This window comes from Micavibrio aeruginosavorus (genome assembly GCF_051245535.1).
GTDB lineage: Bacteria > Pseudomonadota > Alphaproteobacteria > Micavibrionales > Micavibrionaceae > Micavibrio > Micavibrio aeruginosavorus_D.
Window position 1 is genome coordinate 1,536,443 of the sequence record NZ_CP195303.1, and the last position, 18,093, is coordinate 1,554,535.

At 55.7% G+C, this 18,093-nt stretch carries 17 protein-coding genes; 11 read left to right on the plus strand and 6 right to left on the minus strand.

Annotated elements, in window-relative coordinates; translation table 11 throughout:
* Positions 1 to 35 precede the first annotated feature (35 nt).
* Positions 36 to 1,022 (minus strand): hypothetical protein, encoded by a 987-nt coding sequence (locus ACSC94_RS07450; protein ID WP_435640215.1) that lies wholly within the window; start codon positions 1,020 to 1,022, stop codon positions 36 to 38.
* Between the two features lie 66 nt (positions 1,023 to 1,088).
* Entirely contained in the window at positions 1,089 to 1,745 is a 657-nt protein-coding gene (locus tag ACSC94_RS07455; RefSeq protein WP_435640216.1) for a helix-turn-helix domain-containing protein, read from the minus strand.
* Positions 1,746 to 1,890: 145 nt separating this feature from the next.
* Here ACSC94_RS07455 and ACSC94_RS07460 point away from each other — a divergent pair, with 145 nt between their 5' ends.
* The 4 genes from ACSC94_RS07460 (at position 1,891) to rpmG (ending at position 6,819) form a co-directional block, all read left to right on the plus strand.
* Positions 1,891 to 2,139, plus strand: coding sequence for a hypothetical protein (locus tag ACSC94_RS07460; RefSeq protein ID WP_435640217.1), 249 nt, complete (start codon positions 1,891 to 1,893; stop codon positions 2,137 to 2,139).
* A 125-nt stretch (positions 2,140 to 2,264) separates the two neighbouring features.
* Positions 2,265 to 4,610 (plus strand): ribonuclease R, encoded by a 2,346-nt coding sequence (gene rnr, locus ACSC94_RS07465; RefSeq protein ID WP_435640218.1) that lies wholly within the window; start codon positions 2,265 to 2,267, stop codon positions 4,608 to 4,610.
* Positions 4,611 to 4,675: 65 nt separating this feature from the next.
* Positions 4,676 to 6,415, plus strand: coding sequence for an RNB domain-containing ribonuclease (locus tag ACSC94_RS07470; protein ID WP_435640219.1), 1,740 nt, complete (start codon positions 4,676 to 4,678; stop codon positions 6,413 to 6,415).
* A gap of 194 nt (positions 6,416 to 6,609) precedes the next feature.
* A complete protein-coding gene (gene rpmG / locus ACSC94_RS07475; RefSeq protein WP_435640220.1) occupies positions 6,610 to 6,819 on the plus strand; it encodes a 50S ribosomal protein L33 in 210 nt (69 codons plus the stop codon).
* A 50-nt stretch (positions 6,820 to 6,869) separates the two neighbouring features.
* Here the strand turns inward: rpmG and ACSC94_RS07480 are convergent, their stop codons facing one another.
* The 3 genes from ACSC94_RS07480 to ACSC94_RS07490 form a co-directional block, all read right to left on the minus strand.
* Positions 6,870 to 8,297 (minus strand): PleD family two-component system response regulator, encoded by a 1,428-nt coding sequence (locus ACSC94_RS07480; protein ID WP_435640221.1) that lies wholly within the window; start codon positions 8,295 to 8,297, stop codon positions 6,870 to 6,872.
* Between the two features lie 16 nt (positions 8,298 to 8,313).
* The gene (locus ACSC94_RS07485) at positions 8,314 to 8,691 is read right to left on the minus strand and encodes a response regulator (protein WP_435640222.1); all 378 of its coding nucleotides are present in this window, start codon (positions 8,689 to 8,691) and stop codon (positions 8,314 to 8,316) included.
* Positions 8,692 to 8,837: 146 nt separating this feature from the next.
* Positions 8,838 to 9,833, minus strand: coding sequence for a cell envelope integrity EipB family protein (locus tag ACSC94_RS07490; RefSeq protein WP_435640223.1), 996 nt, complete (start codon positions 9,831 to 9,833; stop codon positions 8,838 to 8,840).
* Positions 9,834 to 10,128: 295 nt separating this feature from the next.
* Between ACSC94_RS07490 and ACSC94_RS07495 the strand changes: the two genes are divergently transcribed.
* From ACSC94_RS07495 to ACSC94_RS07505, 3 genes are all read left to right on the plus strand, one after another.
* Entirely contained in the window at positions 10,129 to 10,983 is an 855-nt protein-coding gene (locus tag ACSC94_RS07495; RefSeq protein WP_435640224.1) for a GGDEF domain-containing protein, read from the plus strand.
* A 287-nt stretch (positions 10,984 to 11,270) separates the two neighbouring features.
* Entirely contained in the window at positions 11,271 to 12,086 is an 816-nt protein-coding gene (locus tag ACSC94_RS07500) for a hypothetical protein (RefSeq protein ID WP_435640225.1), read from the plus strand.
* A gap of 225 nt (positions 12,087 to 12,311) precedes the next feature.
* On the plus strand, positions 12,312 to 12,818 hold the full coding sequence (locus ACSC94_RS07505; protein WP_435640226.1) for an Hsp20/alpha crystallin family protein: 507 nt from the start codon (positions 12,312 to 12,314) through the stop codon (positions 12,816 to 12,818).
* Positions 12,819 to 13,045: 227 nt separating this feature from the next.
* On the opposite strand, the gene aspS is transcribed toward ACSC94_RS07505, so the two are convergent.
* Positions 13,046 to 14,872: an aspartate--tRNA ligase gene (gene aspS / locus ACSC94_RS07510; protein ID WP_435642161.1), complete on the minus strand. Its 1,827-nt coding sequence runs from the start codon at positions 14,870 to 14,872 to the stop codon at positions 13,046 to 13,048.
* A gap of 185 nt (positions 14,873 to 15,057) precedes the next feature.
* On the opposite strand from aspS, the gene ACSC94_RS07515 reads away from it, so the two are divergent.
* From ACSC94_RS07515 to ACSC94_RS07530, 4 genes are all read left to right on the plus strand, one after another.
* On the plus strand, positions 15,058 to 15,558 hold the full coding sequence (locus ACSC94_RS07515; RefSeq protein WP_435640227.1) for a hypothetical protein: 501 nt from the start codon (positions 15,058 to 15,060) through the stop codon (positions 15,556 to 15,558).
* A gap of 80 nt (positions 15,559 to 15,638) precedes the next feature.
* Complete coding sequence (rnd, locus tag ACSC94_RS07520) at positions 15,639 to 16,796, plus strand: ribonuclease D (RefSeq protein ID WP_435640228.1); 1,158 nt, start codon at positions 15,639 to 15,641, stop codon at positions 16,794 to 16,796.
* 73 nt (positions 16,797 to 16,869) lie between these two features.
* Complete coding sequence (locus ACSC94_RS07525) at positions 16,870 to 17,313, plus strand: hypothetical protein (protein WP_435640229.1); 444 nt, start codon at positions 16,870 to 16,872, stop codon at positions 17,311 to 17,313.
* 104 nt (positions 17,314 to 17,417) lie between these two features.
* Entirely contained in the window at positions 17,418 to 18,080 is a 663-nt protein-coding gene (locus ACSC94_RS07530; RefSeq protein WP_435640230.1) for an HAD family hydrolase, read from the plus strand.
* Positions 18,081 to 18,093: the final 13 nt, after the last annotated feature.

Sequence of the window (18,093 nt, forward strand, 5' to 3'; positions counted from 1 at the left end):
AAAAAGAAAACCCCGATTTGTTCGGGGTTTTCTTTTTAATACGCCGTCATCTGATCCGCTAAAATCGCCGTCGTGCGGACATTCACGTCAAAGCGTGGTTCGTAATGCACTTCTGCCGAATGGATGGTGATGGATTTGACGGGCATGAATTTGCGTTTGAATTTATCCAGCGTTTCGGTTTCGGACCCGCCGAAATTCATCCATGCGATATGATCCGCCGCCATGGACCGGCATGTTTCAACAACCTGAAAATCCGCCAGACCGGAAATCATTGCATCACTCAAATTCGCCAGCAAATTCGATGTCCCCATATAGGGACGGTCATACACGGTAAACCCGACCGGGAAATCACCGCGCAGGAACACCAGACCGCCAAACAAATGCGGCCATTTTTGAATCACGGAAAACAGCATTGTGTAATAGGTCGATAAATCCATGTCGTCCAATTCACGCAGGACCATGGACCCCTCCCAATATTTCTGCGCGGCGCGCATGGCTTTCAGCGCGCGCGGATCGGACAGAGGCAGCGTTGAAACCTCATCCTCCACCTTGCGGCATTTGTTGCGGATTTTCATGAAGGCCGTGCCCTTCATTTCCGCCACGCGCGCAGTGTCCAGCACATGGACCGGATAGCGCCAGTCCATGACCGTTTCATCAATGCGTTCAATCCGGGCCACGCGGTCATCCCGCCGGGCCCGGAGCGCGTTTTCCAACTGGGCGAGATCCTGGTCCGTAAACCGGGCCAGCCGCACCCCGCCGGGTGGTGGGTCCAACCCGCATAAAACGGAGGCCGCCAAACGCCCGCGCGCTTCCTGCCCAATTTCGGGGAAGGCCAGCAGGCCCGCCGGGTTATGCGGATCGCGGCACACGACCATGGCCGCGCCATAGCCTTCGTGCAGCCACGCGCCGCGCCGTCCGGTCAAAACATAATAAATGGGAGCATTCAGATAGGTGTCGTCCCGGACCGCGCTGGACCGGTGGATCAGGTCATCAAATTTTTCATACGAAAAACCGCTTAGCACAATGAAAACCGTTCCCGTGCCCCGCACCTATATCCCGGATTATACAATCTTTGGTTGCGAATGCAACTAGCCTGCATCTTTTTGGGAGGATTCGTACGGAGGGATGATGGCGTTGGTCCACAGATATTCGAACCGCTGCTTTTCCGCCTCATGGGCGGACCGGCTGTTCACGACGATGATCATCGCTTCCTGCCACAATTGCAGCGCAACCTTGTCGCCATAGATGAACGAGCTCATCCCCGCGCGGAACACATCGCGCGGCAGCCAACGGTAATATTCAGCCGGTTGCACGAAATAGGCATCGCCCTCACACGCCAGCAGGCGTTCGGTGATGTTATGGGCCTTCATCCGGGACAAATGCGCCAGAAGCTTGTCCGGATGCGATTCGTGGGACCGGCGTTCATCCAGGTTGGTAATCAAAACCTCGCCCCCGGCGGCCTTCATCGTTTCAAAAATGTCGTCCCACAATAAAGGCAGTGCATCAGCACCCTTGAGGACCTTGACTGTGTCCCGGCGGCGTTGCACACCATAATCACCCACAAATTCGATATCGGACCGTTCAAACGCCAGACGGATTGATTCCAGCGATTCCGCCCGGACATCATTCGTGCCCCGTTCGAAATTGTTGATAGCCGTCTTGGACATCCCCGCCGCATCGGCCAGGTCCTGTTGTGTCCACCCCAGAAGGCCGCGCCCGGCCCGACATTGCTCTTTCGTAATCATAGAATCAGTCTACCACGAACTAAATTCAAAAGAAATTGAACTTTGTACCGAATTTTGTTGCAATCGTATGATTTTCGGAATAATGTTCAAACATCGTTGAATTTTGACACACTGATCAATGGAACACCTTGAAGGGGGGAAGACCATGGATGCCAACACACTGATGTGTGGTCAGCTGGCGCTGGATCGCTGCAAGAATTATGTAAATCATATTCATGCGATTCTGTTCCTCTGCGGCCAAAATGACGCCGCGCTGGATGAAAAGGCCATAAGCCACATCCACCGCATCGCCAGCCTGCTCGGGGAGGAGCTGGAAACCGGGTTTCAAATGCTGATGCCTGAAGCCGTAGACGGAGACCAAAACAACATCATCGAGTTTTCTGCGTACACATAAATAAACAAACACACACCACACACGCACACACAAGCAAGCCGGCCACCGCCAAAAAGCGGTGGCCGGTTTTGTTATCCCTTGCGTTTCCCCGTACAAAAGACCGCTTTCGTGCTATGAATTTATATATGAAAAAATTTGATCCATCCGCCATTACCGACCTCCTCAACGCCAGTCCCGAGCCGCTGACCAAGCGCCAGATTGCCGAAGCCCTGAACATCCGCGGCGAGCAAGAACGCGTCGAATTAAAAGACGCGCTGCGCATGCTGGAAGATGACGGCATCATCATCAAACAACCGGGTCAGGCCTACGCCATTCCCGAAGCCCTGCCCGCCGTGGCCATTATCGAAGTCACCGACATCGATCTGGACGGTGACACGCTGGCCCGCCCGGTGGATTGGAGCGAAGAGTACCAAGGCCCCGCCCCGCGCATTGAAATCACCCCCGAAGCAAACAAGGGCCACCCGGCCCTCGCCCCCGGTGACCGCGCGCTGGCCAAACTGAGCCGCGTTGCCCCGAACATGTACGAAGCCCGCGTGATCCGCCAACTGGACACCGAACGCGGCCGTGTCATGGGCTTGGTTGTACGCACGAAAAGCGGCTTTATCCTGCGCCCCGCGAATAAAAGGGCCAAATTCGATTTCGACATCGCGCAGAAAGATTTGAACGGCGCGGATGAAAACGATCTGGTCGTCGCGGAAATTCAACCCAGCCGTGGCGTGCGCAATGGCAAAGTGCGCGTGAAGGAAATTATCGGGTCACGCAACGATCCAAAGGCAATCAGCATTCTGGCCCTGAACGAAGCCGGTTTGCGCGAAACATTCCCCGACGCGGTCTTGCGCGAAACGGAAAAAATGACAGTGCCGACATTGGACAAGCGCGATGATTTGCGCCGCTGGCCGTTGGTCACCATTGACGGCATTGATGCGCGCGATTTCGACGACGCGGTCTTTGCCGAAAAAGATGCCGAAAATGGTGGTTACCATTTGATCGTCGCCATTGCCGACGTGGCCTTCTATGTCCGCCCGGACAGCAATCTGGACCGCGAAGCCTATCGCCGCGGCAACTCCACCTATTTCCCCGACCGCGTCGTGCCGATGCTGCCGGAAGCGTTGTCGAACGATCTCTGCTCGCTGCGCCCGAACGAAGACCGCGCCTGCATGGCCGTGCATATGTGGATTGACGATCAGGGCAATCTGCAAAAATACAAATTCGTCCGCGGCCTGATGCGGTCCAAAGCCCGCCTGATTTACGAACAGGTGCAGGCCGCGCGCGATGGCACGCCCGATTCCATGACCAGCCCGTTGATGGATGATGTCATCAACCCGCTGTACGAAGTGTATGAAGTCCTGCAAAAATCGCGCAATGAACGTGGCGCGCTGGATCTGGACATTCCCGAACGCAAAATCGTTTTGAACGATAAAAACGAAATGACGGGCGTGGCCGTGCGGGCGCGGTACGATTCCCACAAGCTGATCGAAGAATTTATGATTCTGGCGAACGTGGCCGCGGCCATGGCGCTGGAAGCCCGCAAAGCCCCGTGCATGTACCGCATCCACGACCGCCCCAGCGCGGAAAAGATTGATGCCGCCGCCGATTTCATCGACAGCTTTGGCCTGTCCTTGCCACGCGGGCAGGTGATCCGCCCGGCGCAATTGAATGGCATTTTGCGCCAGGCCGATAAACTGCCCTACGGCCATCTGGTCCACCAGATGATCTTGCGGTCGCAGGCACAGGCCATTTATCACCCGGACAATATCGGGCACTTTGGTCTGGCGCTGGAAAAATACGCGCACTTTACCTCGCCCATTCGCCGTTATGCCGATCTGGTCGTGCATCGCAGTTTGATCCGGTCGTGGAACCTCGGCCCCGGCGCCCTGAGCGAAGAAGAAGTCGTGCAGATGGAAGAAATCGCCGACCATATTTCCCAGACCGAGCGCACATCGGCGGAAGCCGAGCGCAACGCGGTCGACCGTTTCGCCGCCACGTTCCTGTCCACCCAGATTGGCGCGCAATTTTCCGGCCGGATCAGCGGCGTGACCCGCTTTGGCCTGTTCGTTACGCTGGATGAAAGCGGCGCGGACGGGATTGTGCCCATCCGCACCCTGCCCAACGATTTTTACGACCATGTCGAGGACCAGCACGCCCTGATCGGCCAGCGTTCGGGCCGGATTTACCGCCTTGGCGCCTCTATTGCGGTGCAACTGAAAGAAGCCGACCCCCTGACCGGAGGGACAGTTTTCGCGGTTATTGGCACCGAAGGGGCCGATATTCCGGGGTTAACCTTCAAGAAAACTTTGCATAATTCTGGAAAACCCTCTAAGAAGAAACCATTCCATAGAGGCGGCCCACGCAAGGGGTCCGGTAAGCCAAGCGCTCACAGAGGGCAAGGCGGCGGATCTCGGGGTGCTTCGGATGGTCAACCGGGCAAAACGCCGGGCGGGCCAAAACGTGGAGGGAAAAAGCGCCGTTAGCGTATTGAACGCCCGCTCCCCTTCGCACCACTCTAAACCCAGTTAGAACAGGGAGCGTATCCATCGTGGCTAAGAAAAAACAAACCAATAATAACCACCACGGGCGTAACAATAAGAACAGCAATGCAACCGGCAGCGCACCAAAGGGCCGGAACATTTCCCCGACCGCGCAATCCATCAAGGTCAGCATTGCCGCCACCAACGACCAAACCCCGACCGACCCCGATGCGTTCAAAGCATCCACCATCACCACGGCGGTTCTGGGCAGTTTTAAAATCAAAGAACAACATGACACCGCCGCCGTTGCCGAGGCCACAACCGTTGTTAAAACCGTTGATAGCTCCGCCGTGCGCAAGGATCTGACCCATATTCCGTTCGTGACCATTGACGGCATTACATCACGCGATTTCGATGATGCCGTTCATGCCGAAGCCGACACCGCCGCCGATAACGCTGGCGGGTATCTGGTCAATGTCGCCATTGCCGACGTGGCCTGGTATGTCCGCCCCGGCAGCGCATTGGATACTCAAGCCCTGTCCCGCGGCTTCTCCGTCTATCCGCCGGATCGTGCCGTTCACATGCTGCCGAATGAATTGTCTGAACATGCGTGCTCGCTGAAGCCGGATGTCGACCGCTATGCGCTGGTCGCCCATATCCGCGTGAACAAGGACGGCGATATTCTGGATAGCTCCTACAGCCGCGCCATTATCCGCTCCCGCGCCCGCCTGACCTATGAAGGCGTGGATGAGTTTCTGGGTGGCAACCTGAATGGCGTCGCCGCCGTAGCCCACACGTTGATCCCGCCATTGCACGAAGTGTACGAAGTGCTGAATCAAAGCTCCATCAACCGTGGCAAGCTGAAATTCAGCTTCGGCAAAATGTCCAGCACGATTGGTGCGGATGGTTTCGTCAATGGCTTCACCAAGGACGACAACCGTGAAGGCTCACGCGAGCTGATCGAAGAATTGATGTGCCTGGCCAACTGTGTCGTGGCCCGTGACTTGCTGGCCCACGGCCAGTACCCGGTCATGACCCGTGTACACGAAGAGCCCGCCGAAGATCAGCTGGTCAAAGCCAAAGCCCTGCTGTCCGCCGCTGGCATCACCAAACGCAATAGCGAAGACTGGACATTGGCCGACATCAACAAAATGCTGGATGATCCGGCAATGGCCGCAAAACACGATAAAATCCGCTCCGCCGCGATGAAGCTGATTAACCGCGGCGAATATGCGATCAACGAAACCGGCCACTTTGGTCTGGCATTGAAAACATATTGCCACTTCACCTCGCCGATCCGCCGTTATCCGGATTTGCAGGTGCATCGCGCTTTGATCTCTGCTTTCGGTCTGGGCGAAGGCGGCATGGCCAAGGACATTCCGTTGAAGGATATGTTCAATCAGGCGTCCGCCATCAACGCGCTGGATAACCAGGCCGATGCCGTGTACCGCATCGCCACCGACCGCTACGCCATCGCCTTCCTGCACAAAACAGGTCCGGTGCATCAGGCGAAGCTGAAAGACATCAAAAAGGATGGCGCGCTGGTTCTGGCGTTTGAAAACACGCCGCTGAAACTGACCGTCGACAAATCCTTTGTCCCGGCGGATGATTTCCGCATCAATATGAAGAAACGCCAATTGGTGGACGATATGGGCACCGTGATCGGGATTAACGACAATGTGCCGGTGCGCATCGTGTCCTGTAACCCGCTGACCGGGACCTTCTCCATCGCCATGGACGGGTACAGCTACCCCAAGGGCGGCGCGGTTCAGCCGATGGCCCAAAAGGGCCGGAAACGGGAACCCTAAGCCGGACCCCAAACGGGTCAGCCCCGCCTGAAAAACCCTAAAACCTTAAGAAATCCGGGACTTTCCCGGATTTTTTATGGGTTTTGGCCCGGAAAAGTCGCGATATTTTCCATTTCATTTGTTGACTTTCCGGGCGAAATCCGCAATATGACGACCTGATTTCAAATTGTAAGTGTTCTTGAAGGACCGAGAAAATGGCCAAAAGCAAAGGCAACGCCGTTAAAGTGCGCATGGAAAGCTCCGCAGGTACGGGCTTCCGTTACTACACGAAACAAAACGCGAAAGCGCAAGGCAAGAAGCTCGAACTGAAAAAGTTCGATCCGTGGGCCATTCACCCGGAAACCGGTAAAAAAGGCGCACACGTTCTGTTCGAACAGAAGAAAATGCCGCCGTCCAAAAAATAGTTTTGGATTTGCATATGGATTCAAAAAGGGCGCCATTGGCGCCCTTTTTATTATTCCATCATCTGCCGGGCTTCCTGGCGGAACTTGTCCGGGTCCAGCGGGCCGATATCTTCGAAAATGGTCAGGTTCCGGCCACCGCTTTTGGCCGCATACAGGCACCGATCCGCCCGCTCCAGAACGCTTTGCACCGTATGATCACCGGACCGGATAATCGCCCCGCCGATCGACGTCGTTACGGTTAAGGCCCCGGCGGGGATATTCACATTAAACGGCTTGTCCCCGATGGAGCGGCGCAGACGTTCGGCCACGAACTGGGCCATGTCATCCGTCACATCCGGCAGGATCACCACAAATTCTTCACCACCCATCCGGGCAACCAAGTCAAAGGACCGCAGGGAGTCCTTCACGCGATAGGCAAAGGTTTTCAAGACCTCATCCCCCACCCCGTGGCCGTAGGTGTCATTCACGCCTTTAAATTTATCAATATCCATCATCAGAACGCAGAGCGTCTTCTTCGACTGCTCGTTCTTCTGGAGCAATTTCTGCAAATGAACTTCGAGATAACGGCGGTTATACAGCCCCGTGAGAGAGTCGGTCAGCGCCATGGACAGGCTGATTTCGTAATTGGCGCGCAGGCGGTCTTGGAACCGTTTGCGGCGAATTTGCGTGCGCGCACGGGCCAGCAATTCATTGCGGTCAATCGGGCGTAAAATATAATCATGCGCACCGATTTCCAGCCCGTGGGCAATGCGCTGCATATCTTCGTCCGTGGCCACCATCAAAATCGGAATGGCCCGTGTACGTTCATTGGATCGCAAATGCGAGCACAGGCGCAAGCCATCTTCGGATTTCAAATTCAAACTGACGATCAGCAGGTCAAAGTCGGATTTCGATGTTTCTTCAATCGCGGCCATGCCGCCAGTGACGGACACGACATGATCCTGATCGACCTGGAACGTCTTGGTGATTTTGTCGGTTTCGAAATTCTGATCTTCGACCAGCAAAACGCGGGCATTTTCGAACGATTCATCCATGACCGTTTTATTGTCATCGGTCACGCCCAGTTGCGTTGCGGTATTTTCGCGCACACGCCATTCATCCACGGTCATCTTCAACCGCACCAGCGACCGCACGCGCGCCATCAGCGCCACATCGTTCACGGGTTTAGACAGGAAATCATCGGCCCCGGCTTCCAGCCCGCGAATGCGTTCGGCGGCATCGGTCAGGGCGGTTACCATCACAACAGGGATATGGGCAGAGGCCGGGTTGGATTTAATCCGCTTGCACACCTCGAACCCGTCCATGCCCGGCATCATCACGTCCAGAAGGACGATATCCGGGCTGTCCTGTGCCACGCGGTTCAGCGCTTCCTCGCCGCTGGTTGCGGTCAGGACGTCGTAATACTCACTGGACAGCTTGGCTTCCAGAAGCTTTACGTTCGGCAAAATATCATCAACGACAAGAACGCGTGCAGACATGGTTCAATTCACACAATCATTCAGCTTTTGGAGCCAGATATTTCTGGATCGTTTCAATAAAGTGCATCACGGAAATCGGTTTCGAGATGTAATCCTCGCACCCGCCTTCGCGAATTTTCTGTTCATCGCCCTTCATGGCGAAGGCCGTTACGGCGATCACGGGAATCACTTTCAATTCCGCATCCGCCTTCAGCCAGCGTGTGACATCCAGCCCGGACACTTCCGGCAACTGAATATCCATCAAAATCAAATCGGGTTTTTCACGACGCGCCAGATCCAGAACCTCGTTCCCGTTTTTGGTGTCGACCGTGGCAATGCCATGGGCTTCCAGCAAATCGCGGAACAGTTTCATGTTCAGTTCGTTGTCTTCAACAATCAGGACTTTTTTTGTCATGCGCGCTCAAATCTTTTCAGAAAGGCTTACCGTGGATGGACGAATCGCCCGGATGGTGTCTTTGGAAGGATTCCCCTGCCCAAAGATAGGGCCCAAGGTATTGCCAAACCGTTAAGAAAATGGCGCACTTACCATATTGCGGATCTTTATTTCGCGGGGCTGGTGCGCGCACCATTGCCGTTGCCGTTTCCATCCTGCCCGCAATCCTCAACGGGCAGCTTTTCCAAAGCCACCAGGCTTTGCGTCACCGAAAATTCATCATAGGTGACATACATATGGCTGATCATGCCATTGTCGTGGAACACCGCGTCCATTTCGTAATCCGATTGCGGTTCCGGATTGGAGCGCGGGAAAAACGCCAGATGCATCCGCCATGCCGGCGTATTGACCAAGGTTGAATCAACGGCTGTGCCAAAACTACGTTCATCCAGTGCGTTGATTTTCTTGCCGACGAAAACGCTGACATCCACCGGCCCTTCCTCATCACTGCCATCAAACATGGGCAGGGTCAGGAACGTTTTGCCATCGCGCGCGGCCTTCAACGTGGCCAGCGTGTGGCCCATGGGGAATAATATATCGGGCGACAACCGGAAATCCAGCCCGTCCGGTTTGCTGAACACCGCCTTGCCCCCTTTGGAGTCAACCGATGCACGGCCGCGCAATTCCTGGAACACGGTGCCATCGCGGCGGCGGCGGGATGTGAAATCAAACGTATCGCCGTCCAATTGCTCATACGTCGAAAAATCGCTGGTAATCCGCATGGGCGGCGTATCGGCATATTCATAGAGCATGTTGAAGCGATGATCGCTGACCCACGCGTCACAGGTTTTTTTCAATTCGAAATACATCTGGCCGCTGATGTTCAGAACTTGCGACCCGCTGCGGCGCTCAACCATCTCGATATTATAGATCGCCTTGTGCGGGACGATGGCGGCCATTTCATCTTTATAAAGCTGCGCCAGATTTTTGCGCGCTTTGGCGGGCTTCGCCGGTTTTTCATCGCGGCCGTTACCACCCATCACCGGGTCATCCAGCGAGACGCGCGCATCCGGCACGTCGCGCAGGAAGGTTACGGCGCCATACGCCGCCAGCCCCGCCACAGCCACGCTGCCCAACAGAATGAGTGTCCAAATGCGCATCATCGGCTTTATCTATACGCCCTTCATAAAAACGACCAACGGGGCATCATACCCGAAAAAGCCGACGGGGACCAACCGGGCAAAAAAAGCCTAGTGCCCATAATCGACCGGGAAAAAGACACCCTTCCGCCCGCCCGCCCGCCAAAGCCAAAACCATACCCCATTGAAAATGCTGAATTTTATTCCATAAAAAACTGGCACAGCTTTCGCAATATTAAAACCGAACGGGCACACAACCCACACAATGGGGCGCCGGTTCGTAATTAGGGGTGTATTCGACGGAAGGGAATGCGTAGCAATGACAACCGACATCACATATCCAACGCAACAAGATCTGGTCACCAATAATGGGGCCAATCCGATTTCGACCACATTGGTCAACCGCATGTACCGTGACAGCGTGACCCGCGCACGGCCCACCGGAAACGGACATCAAGACCCGGATCAAGCCGAACAACAACACAAAGCCATCACAAGTCTGGTCCAGAACCACAATCTGGAACGCGAAGGATGGTGGAGAAAGATGAGTGCAACGGTCGCCCTGCTCCGCCATGCCAACAGCATTATCGATCAAGCCGAATCCAAACTCCGCGCCCAGCAGGAACGTATTTTCATGCTGGAAGATCTGGCCACCGCCGATGATCTGACCGGATTGAAAAACCGCCGCGGTTTCTTTGAAGCCTTTGAACGCGAGCTGGATTTGTGCAACCGAGGCAAGTCCGCCGGAGGTTTGCTGGTGATGATCGATCTGGATAATTTCAAAACCACCAACGATACACACGGCCATCTGGCGGGTGATGCGTGCCTGCGCCTGGTGGGCCGCACGTTGCAGAACGAAATCCGCGCCATGGATACCGCCGCCCGCATGGGTGGGGATGAATTTATCCTGTTGCTGTCCAACACCACACGCGATGACGCCACCGCCCGCGCCCAGACCATTGCCGCGCGATTGAATAATCTGTCGCTGGCCTGGTATGGCGATCTCATCCCGATCCGCGCCAGTGTTGGTTTGAAAAATTTCGGCGCCGGGGACCAGATTGATCTGATCATCCGCGATGCCGATGCGCGCATGTACCAGACCAAGGCCGCGCGCAGCCGTTCCATTTCATACCCGGTCCGCAGCACATCCGTGCCGGACCCGGCCAACCGATAGGGGGAAAAGAAGGAATGCACAGGGAATATTGGGGGCCTAACCCCGCCCGCCATTCCACGGTTTTCCAGTCGCCACCAACGTTGCCCACCTGACCCCAACCCCAAACCCCAAGGGCAACAGGCGATCCCCCCAGCCCGGCTTGCGTCCCCCATGCAAGCCGGGCTCTTCTTTTCACCCTCAAAAGTTAACAATTTTCGGAAAACCTTGCCTTTTACCCGGCTTTGGCCCTAAAACCATAAATATGAAAAACAGGATGTGCGAGATCCCGGATCAGGAGTGGATGGCCGATGTCTGACCGTTTGTCACTGACAAGCTCTTTTAACCCCGCCTTGCTTCCCCTGCTGGACGAAGACATGGTCTGCGCCGCATGGAACAAAGCCCTCAAGACACAAGACCACACCACCATGTGCGGGCTGATGCAACAGGGTCTGTCGCCCGATCATCCGCTCAACCCGCTGGGCATCACGGCGCTGCATTATCTGATCCAACTGGAACCGCAAGGCCGGGTGCACGCCGGAACGATTGACCGGGCCGTGAAAAATCTGCTGCGCTCTCACGCGGATTTATTGGCGCCGGATTATTGCGGATTGCTGCCCGCCGATTATGCGTTGTGCAGCAGCAACCCGCAGGTTGCGCACACCGTGATTTTGAACACCATGGGCCTGCAAATCAAACGCGGTACGAAATTATTCCATCCGGCAATTGACCGCCTGTTCTCCATCCTGCCTGACCGCGATGGCATGCGGCTGGAAGCGTGGAACAATCTGCGTGAAAATGCGGACATGATCACCGATTACATCAACACGGCGTTCAGCACCGAAGGGTTTGAACCGCTGCTGCAACGGATGAGCGCCAAAGACTACGCGTATTGGCAGGACCCGGTGCAGGACAGACGGTTTGCGGACCTGCCCGCCCCGACCGACCAGATGGACAATTTATTCGAAAAATTTAGCTTTATGCGCAACAATCTGAATTTGCGCGGCACGTTTTCGCAATATACAAAAACGCATGATCTGGATGCGGAATTCGATGCCGCCATGACCGCGGAGCAGGAATTGCGCCACGCCGAATATAAGCACGCAAAGAAGCATCCACGCCCCTGATCCAAAAGGCGTAATTTTTCTGTAAGTTTCATCCCGTACATTGATATCCATGGAACATCTCCGTGGTGCTGCTTGACGTTTTTTAGCATGCACCTAGATCACTTCCATCGGGTGGCGTGCAGGCCAGCCGAGTCGCGTACAACGTGTGGGGGTTCGTTAAAATTGGCGACCCGTTCCAGCCTGCGTAAAAAAGTAATGGAAAAACACACACGTAGGAGGCCCCCAATGGCGTTCTCAAATCTTGTACCGTTTCAACGTAAAACGCTGACCTCCGATCATCCGGGTTTACGCGGATGGGAAGAATTCAGCCGCGAAGTTGACAAATTATTCGACAGCTTTTTCAGCGACGGGTTTGACCGCACGGTGTCACCCACATCCGCAATGACCGGCGGAACGCTGGGGCTGAATATCGACATCAGCGAAACCGATGCCGCCTATATCATTGCCGCCGACCTGCCCGGCGTGGACCGCAAAGATGTGGACATCACGCTGGAGAATGGCCTGCTGACCCTGACGGGGCAGAAGGCGATTGAATCAGAGACGGAAGGTAAGACATTCCACCGCATCGAACGCCGTTACGGCAGTTTTAAACGCCTGCTGCAACTGCCCGACGACGCGGATGAGAATGCGGTTGAGGCCACGATGAAAGACGGCGTTCTGACCGTCAGCATTGGCCGCAACAAAGCCGCACGCCCGGAGACGAAGAAAATCGCCATCAAGGACGTGCAATAAACATCCTTCCGTAAAAACGGCAAAAGAATACCCCCGGTGCGTGAATCCACACCGGGGGTCAATTTTTTAGAAAACCACAGATGGACACGAATGAACACAAATGCAGTTCGTCATACCGGCGAAGGCCGGTATCCATTGGATGGATCGTGTGGATACCGGCCTTCGCCGGTATGACGAACGGCATGGTTAAAAAACAAAACCCCGGTTTTCACCGGGGTTTTTATTCTTTACGCCGTTTTCTTTTCCGCCGTTTCAACCTTCACCGGCATCACGACCTTTAAATGCAGGTCGCGCATTTGTTCCGGGGTCGGATCGCTTGGCGCTTGCATCATCTGGTCTTCATACGAACCGTTCATCACAAACGCATAGACTTCGCGCAGGTTTGGTTCGTTGGCCAGCAGCATGACAATCCGGTCAATCCCGAATGCACAGCCACCGTGCGGCGGCGCGCCGTAGCGGAAGGCGTTCAGCATGCCGCCGAATTTCTTCTCCAGCACGTCCTTGCCGTATCCGGCAATGGCGAAGGCCTTTTCCATGATCTCGGCCTTGTGGTTCCGGATACCACCCGACGCCAGTTCAAACCCGTTGCACACGCAATCATATTGGTTGGCCAGGATATCCAGCGGGTTTTTGTGTTCCAGCGAATCCATTCCGCCCTGCGGCATCGAGAACGGGTTGTGCGAGAAATCAACCTTGCCGGATTTTTCATCCATTTCGTACATCGGGAAATCGACGACCCAGCAGAATTTATAAACGCCCTTCTCGCGCCCCTGCAACCCATTGGCACCCATATCGTCACAGATACGGTCACGCGCCTTGCCCGCGAATTTCGCGGCCTTCTCTGGCATATCGCAAACGAAGAAGATCGCATCGCCATCTTGCAGACCGGCAATGTTTTTCAACACGGCCAGCGCCTCGCTCGGCACGAATTTCGCGATCGGGCCTTTGCCTTCGCCGCCTTCGATCTGGATATAGCCCAGACCCACAGCGCCTTCGCCACGGGCCCAGTCGTTCAGCTTGTCAAAGAAGCTGCGCGGTTGACCGGAAACGCCCGGTGCGCGGATGGCGCGAACAACGCCGCCCTTGGCCAGAACGCCCTTGAAGGCATTGAACGTCACATCTTCACGTGCGAACACTTCGGTCACATCGCAGATGATCAGCGGGTTGCGCAGATCCGGCTTGTCCGAACCATATTTCGCCATGGCATCGGCATAGGTCAGGTTCGGCAACCATTCAACGCGGTGATCGGTGCCGGTCCAGTTGGCGAAATCCTTGAACACGCCGTCAATGACCGGAGTCATGGTGGCGAAAATTTCTTCCTGCGTCACGAACGCCATTTCAACGTCGAGCTGATAAAATTCGGCCAGACGGTCGGCGCGGCCATCTTCGTCACGGAAGCACGGCGCGATTTGGAAGTACCGATCGAAACCGGACACCATCAACAATTGCTTGAACTGCTGCGGCGCTTGGGGCAACGCGTAAAATTTGCCCGGGTGCAGGCGTGAAGGCACCAGATAGTCACGCGCCCCTTCCGGCGACGACGCGGTCAGGATCGGTGTGTTGAATTCCTGGAAGCCCTGATCCCACATGCGGCGGCGCATGGACGCAATCACGTTGTTGCGCAGACGGATACGGCTGTGCATCCCTTCACGGCGCAGATCGAGGAAACGGTATTTCAGGCGAATATCCTCGCCCGCGCTGTCTTCGTCCGCGACCTGCAACGGCAGAACGTCGGCGGCGGATTGCAGCGTGGCCTTGTCGATATACACTTCGATATCGCCCGTGGTCATTTTGGCGTTTTCGGTACCCGGGTGGCGCGCCTTCACACGACCTTCGATCGTGATGACGGATTCAGGACGCCATTTTTCAATTTCCTGCAATTGCGGGCTGTCCTGATCCACCACGCATTGGGTCAGTCCGGTGGTGTCGCGCAAATCAATAAACAGCACGCCGCCATGGTCGCGTTTGCGATGGATCCAGCCGGACAGTTTCACCGTCTGGCCCTCATCCTTTTTCGTCAGTTGGCCGCATTTATGGGTGCGATAGGCGTGCATGGTCATAAAACCCCGTCAAAAGTGAAGAAATACAGGGGCGGACAATAGCCCTAAGCCCCCGGAAATTCAAGAAACAATGGGCGTTTGGGGGGTGGCGGGATCAAAAATAGGGTGACAAACCCTATCCTCTTGGCTAAAAGCATCGTTATTCATAATCATTTATAATAAAAAACAGGGATCGCGTTATGTTGAGTGATAAATTTAAGCAGCTTCTGGACATTCAGGAGGAGCGCCTGAGCGTCATCCGGGCCGATTGCGCCCCGTTCGCCGGGGTCCACGACGCATCGCAACAGGTCCACCAGCGGATTATCGACGATATTGACCAGATTCTGACACTGGCCCAGACCTTGCGCACCGCCACCCCGGAAACCCGGGACGAGCAGCAGCGGGTGCTGGAACTGTACGGCCAAAGCAGCAAGATCAGCTTTGAGCTGTGCGCCTATATCTTCAGCAACAGCCATTGCGCCGGGGCGTTTCGCAAGGCCGCCCTGCAAAAACATGGCGACATCATGCATGTGATGGCCCGGGAACAAGTGACCACCAGCGTCGCCTCCCAATTGAACCTGCTCTTCGCCCTGATCGATGATTGGAAGGCCCGGAATCCGGACGAGGCCGTGCAAAGCGCTGAACAGGCCAAAGCCCCCGGCGACAATGTGGTGATGCTCCGCCCGGAACCCAAGCCCTGAGCAAGTTTCAGGATTATGAAAAAATAATAGCCCCGCTTAACCCCTTGTGAAATCAACCCCGCACGGGGTACAACGGGGCCATGACGATGATCACGACAACGGACGCCCTGACCCCCCTGTGCCACGAATTGGCACAGCACCCGTTTATCAGCATCGATACGGAATTCCTGCGCGACAAAACATACTTTCCGGTTCTGTGCCTGATTCAGGTGGCGTCCCCCGACGGGCAACCCTATGCCATCGACCCGTTGGCCGAGGGCATTGATTTGGCCCCGCTGTATGAATTGATGATGAACCGCGCCGTGTTGAAAGTGTTTCACGCCGCGCGGCAGGATCTGGAAATTTTCTTCAACATGATGGGAACCATCCCGACCCCGGTGTTCGACACACAGGTCGCCGCCATGGTGTGCGGTTTTGGCGACCAGATTGGATATTTGAATCTGGTACAGGAAATTTGCCACCAGAAACTGGACAAGGGCGCGCAATTCACCGATTGGTCCCGCCGCCCACTGTCGGACAAACAAGTTAAATACGCACTGGATGACGTGACCTGGCTGCGCGATGTGTATCGCAAACTGGACAACGATTTGAAAAAGCGCGACCGCACCAGTTGGGTCAACGAGGAAATGAACATCCTGACCGACCCCGCCACCTACACCAACCCGCCCGACACGGCATGGAAACGCATTAAACTGCGCACCGAAAAGCCAAAATCATTGGCCGTGTTGAAAGAAGTCTCCGCATGGCGCGAACGCGAAGCCCAACGCCGCAACGTGCCGCGTGGGCGCATCCTGCGCGATGAAACACTGGCCGATCTGGCCGTGCATGCACCGCGCACGCCGGATGAATTGAAACATATCCGCAATATCGGCGAAGATGTTGCGCGCGGCAAATTGGGTAAAGCGATTTTGGACGCGGTTGAAGCGGGCCTTGCCTTGCCCAAGGAACTGGTTCCGGTGATTGAGAAGAAAAAGCCGCTGCCCATGTCGATGATCCCGGTGGTCGAGATGATGAAGCTTCTCCTGCGCATCGTCGCCGCCGAAAACGAAGTGGCCGCGCGGTTGATCGCCGACCCGGATGAACTGGAAGCCATCGCCCGTGATGATGATGCCGATGTCGCCCCGATGAAGGGCTGGCGGTTTGAAGTCTTCGGGCGCGAAGCCCTCGCCCTGAAACACGGCAAGATCGCCCTGGGCGTTGATGGCCGTCAGGGCATTCGCCGGATTCCCGTGCAATAACGCTTATACTTATTTGCGTTGCAAAAACGATTCATCTGGCCACAACAGACCCGCCAAGGGTAATCTGTCCACCATGAGCCAGAACGATACACAAGACAGCACCGATCGTTATGAATTGCGCGTCACATTGCGGCCCGCTTTTGCCGCGGCCGTGCGTGGTGGCACGGGCGAGAAAAGCCTGTGGCCCTTTTACCGCGTCCTGCACGCAAATAATTTGCGCCTTGAAAACTATCTCGATCGCGTCATGGGCCTGTGCGCGGCCTTGGGCGATGATCACCCGAACACGATCAAATTGAAAAAACTCCTGCGCGATGGCGGATTTAAAAATCAGGTGGAGGATACGTTCTGCATCATCCCCCAATCCGGCACGCCCCTGAACCGGCGGGACCGCGCCTATCTGGCCAGTGTGTTGAAAGCCCCGTCGCTCGCCCGCTATGTGTTCGGGTATGAATGGAGCCTGATCCAGACCGAACAAACACCCAAGGCCCCCAACCCAACACCGGCGCCAACGCCCTGATTTCTGCCAATTTTTGCGTCGCAACAATCAATAATTTTGCCCGCCTCCCGCCGTTTGGAGTACAGTCCCGCATCCTAAAAACAAAAGAATGCAGGGTGAAAAGCATGGGACAGTTCCAAGCCGTTTTGGTTGATATTGATGGCACCACAGCCGATTGCGAAAAGCGCAACCGCGGTGTGTTGCAAGATGTGGCCGCCGCGCATGGCGGAAAGATCGAAGCGCAAGACTGGCTGATCCTCGCCGGGACCAACGACCATTTTATTCATGGCTGGCTGGCCCAGCAATTTAAGCACTTCAACATCGCCGCCGATGATTTCGTGATGGAAGTCAAAAAGGGCTATCTGCAACGGGCGTTCGAAGTCGTGGCGCGGGATGGCATGGTCGATAATTTCAATCACATCATCCGCAACAAAATGCCGATTGCGGCCGTCACCAATTCCCCGACCGACATCGCCATGTCCAACATCATCGCCACCGGGTGCCTGCCATACATGCAGTTCGTTCTGACCGCCGATGACGTGAAGGCCGCGGGCCGCCCGATTAAACCGGCCCCGGACCCGTATCTGATGGGTGCGGAACGTCTGGGCGTTGACGCCAAAGACTGCATCGTTTTTGAAGACAGCAAAACCGGTGTCACCGCCGGGGTCACCGCCGGATGCACCGTCATTCAAATTGTGGATGACCCGGCGTTTGTCGCCCCGAATGCGCATTATCACGCTTATAATGCGCAACAATTGCGGGCGATCTGCAAAAAACTGATTCCTTAAAACACACGGACGG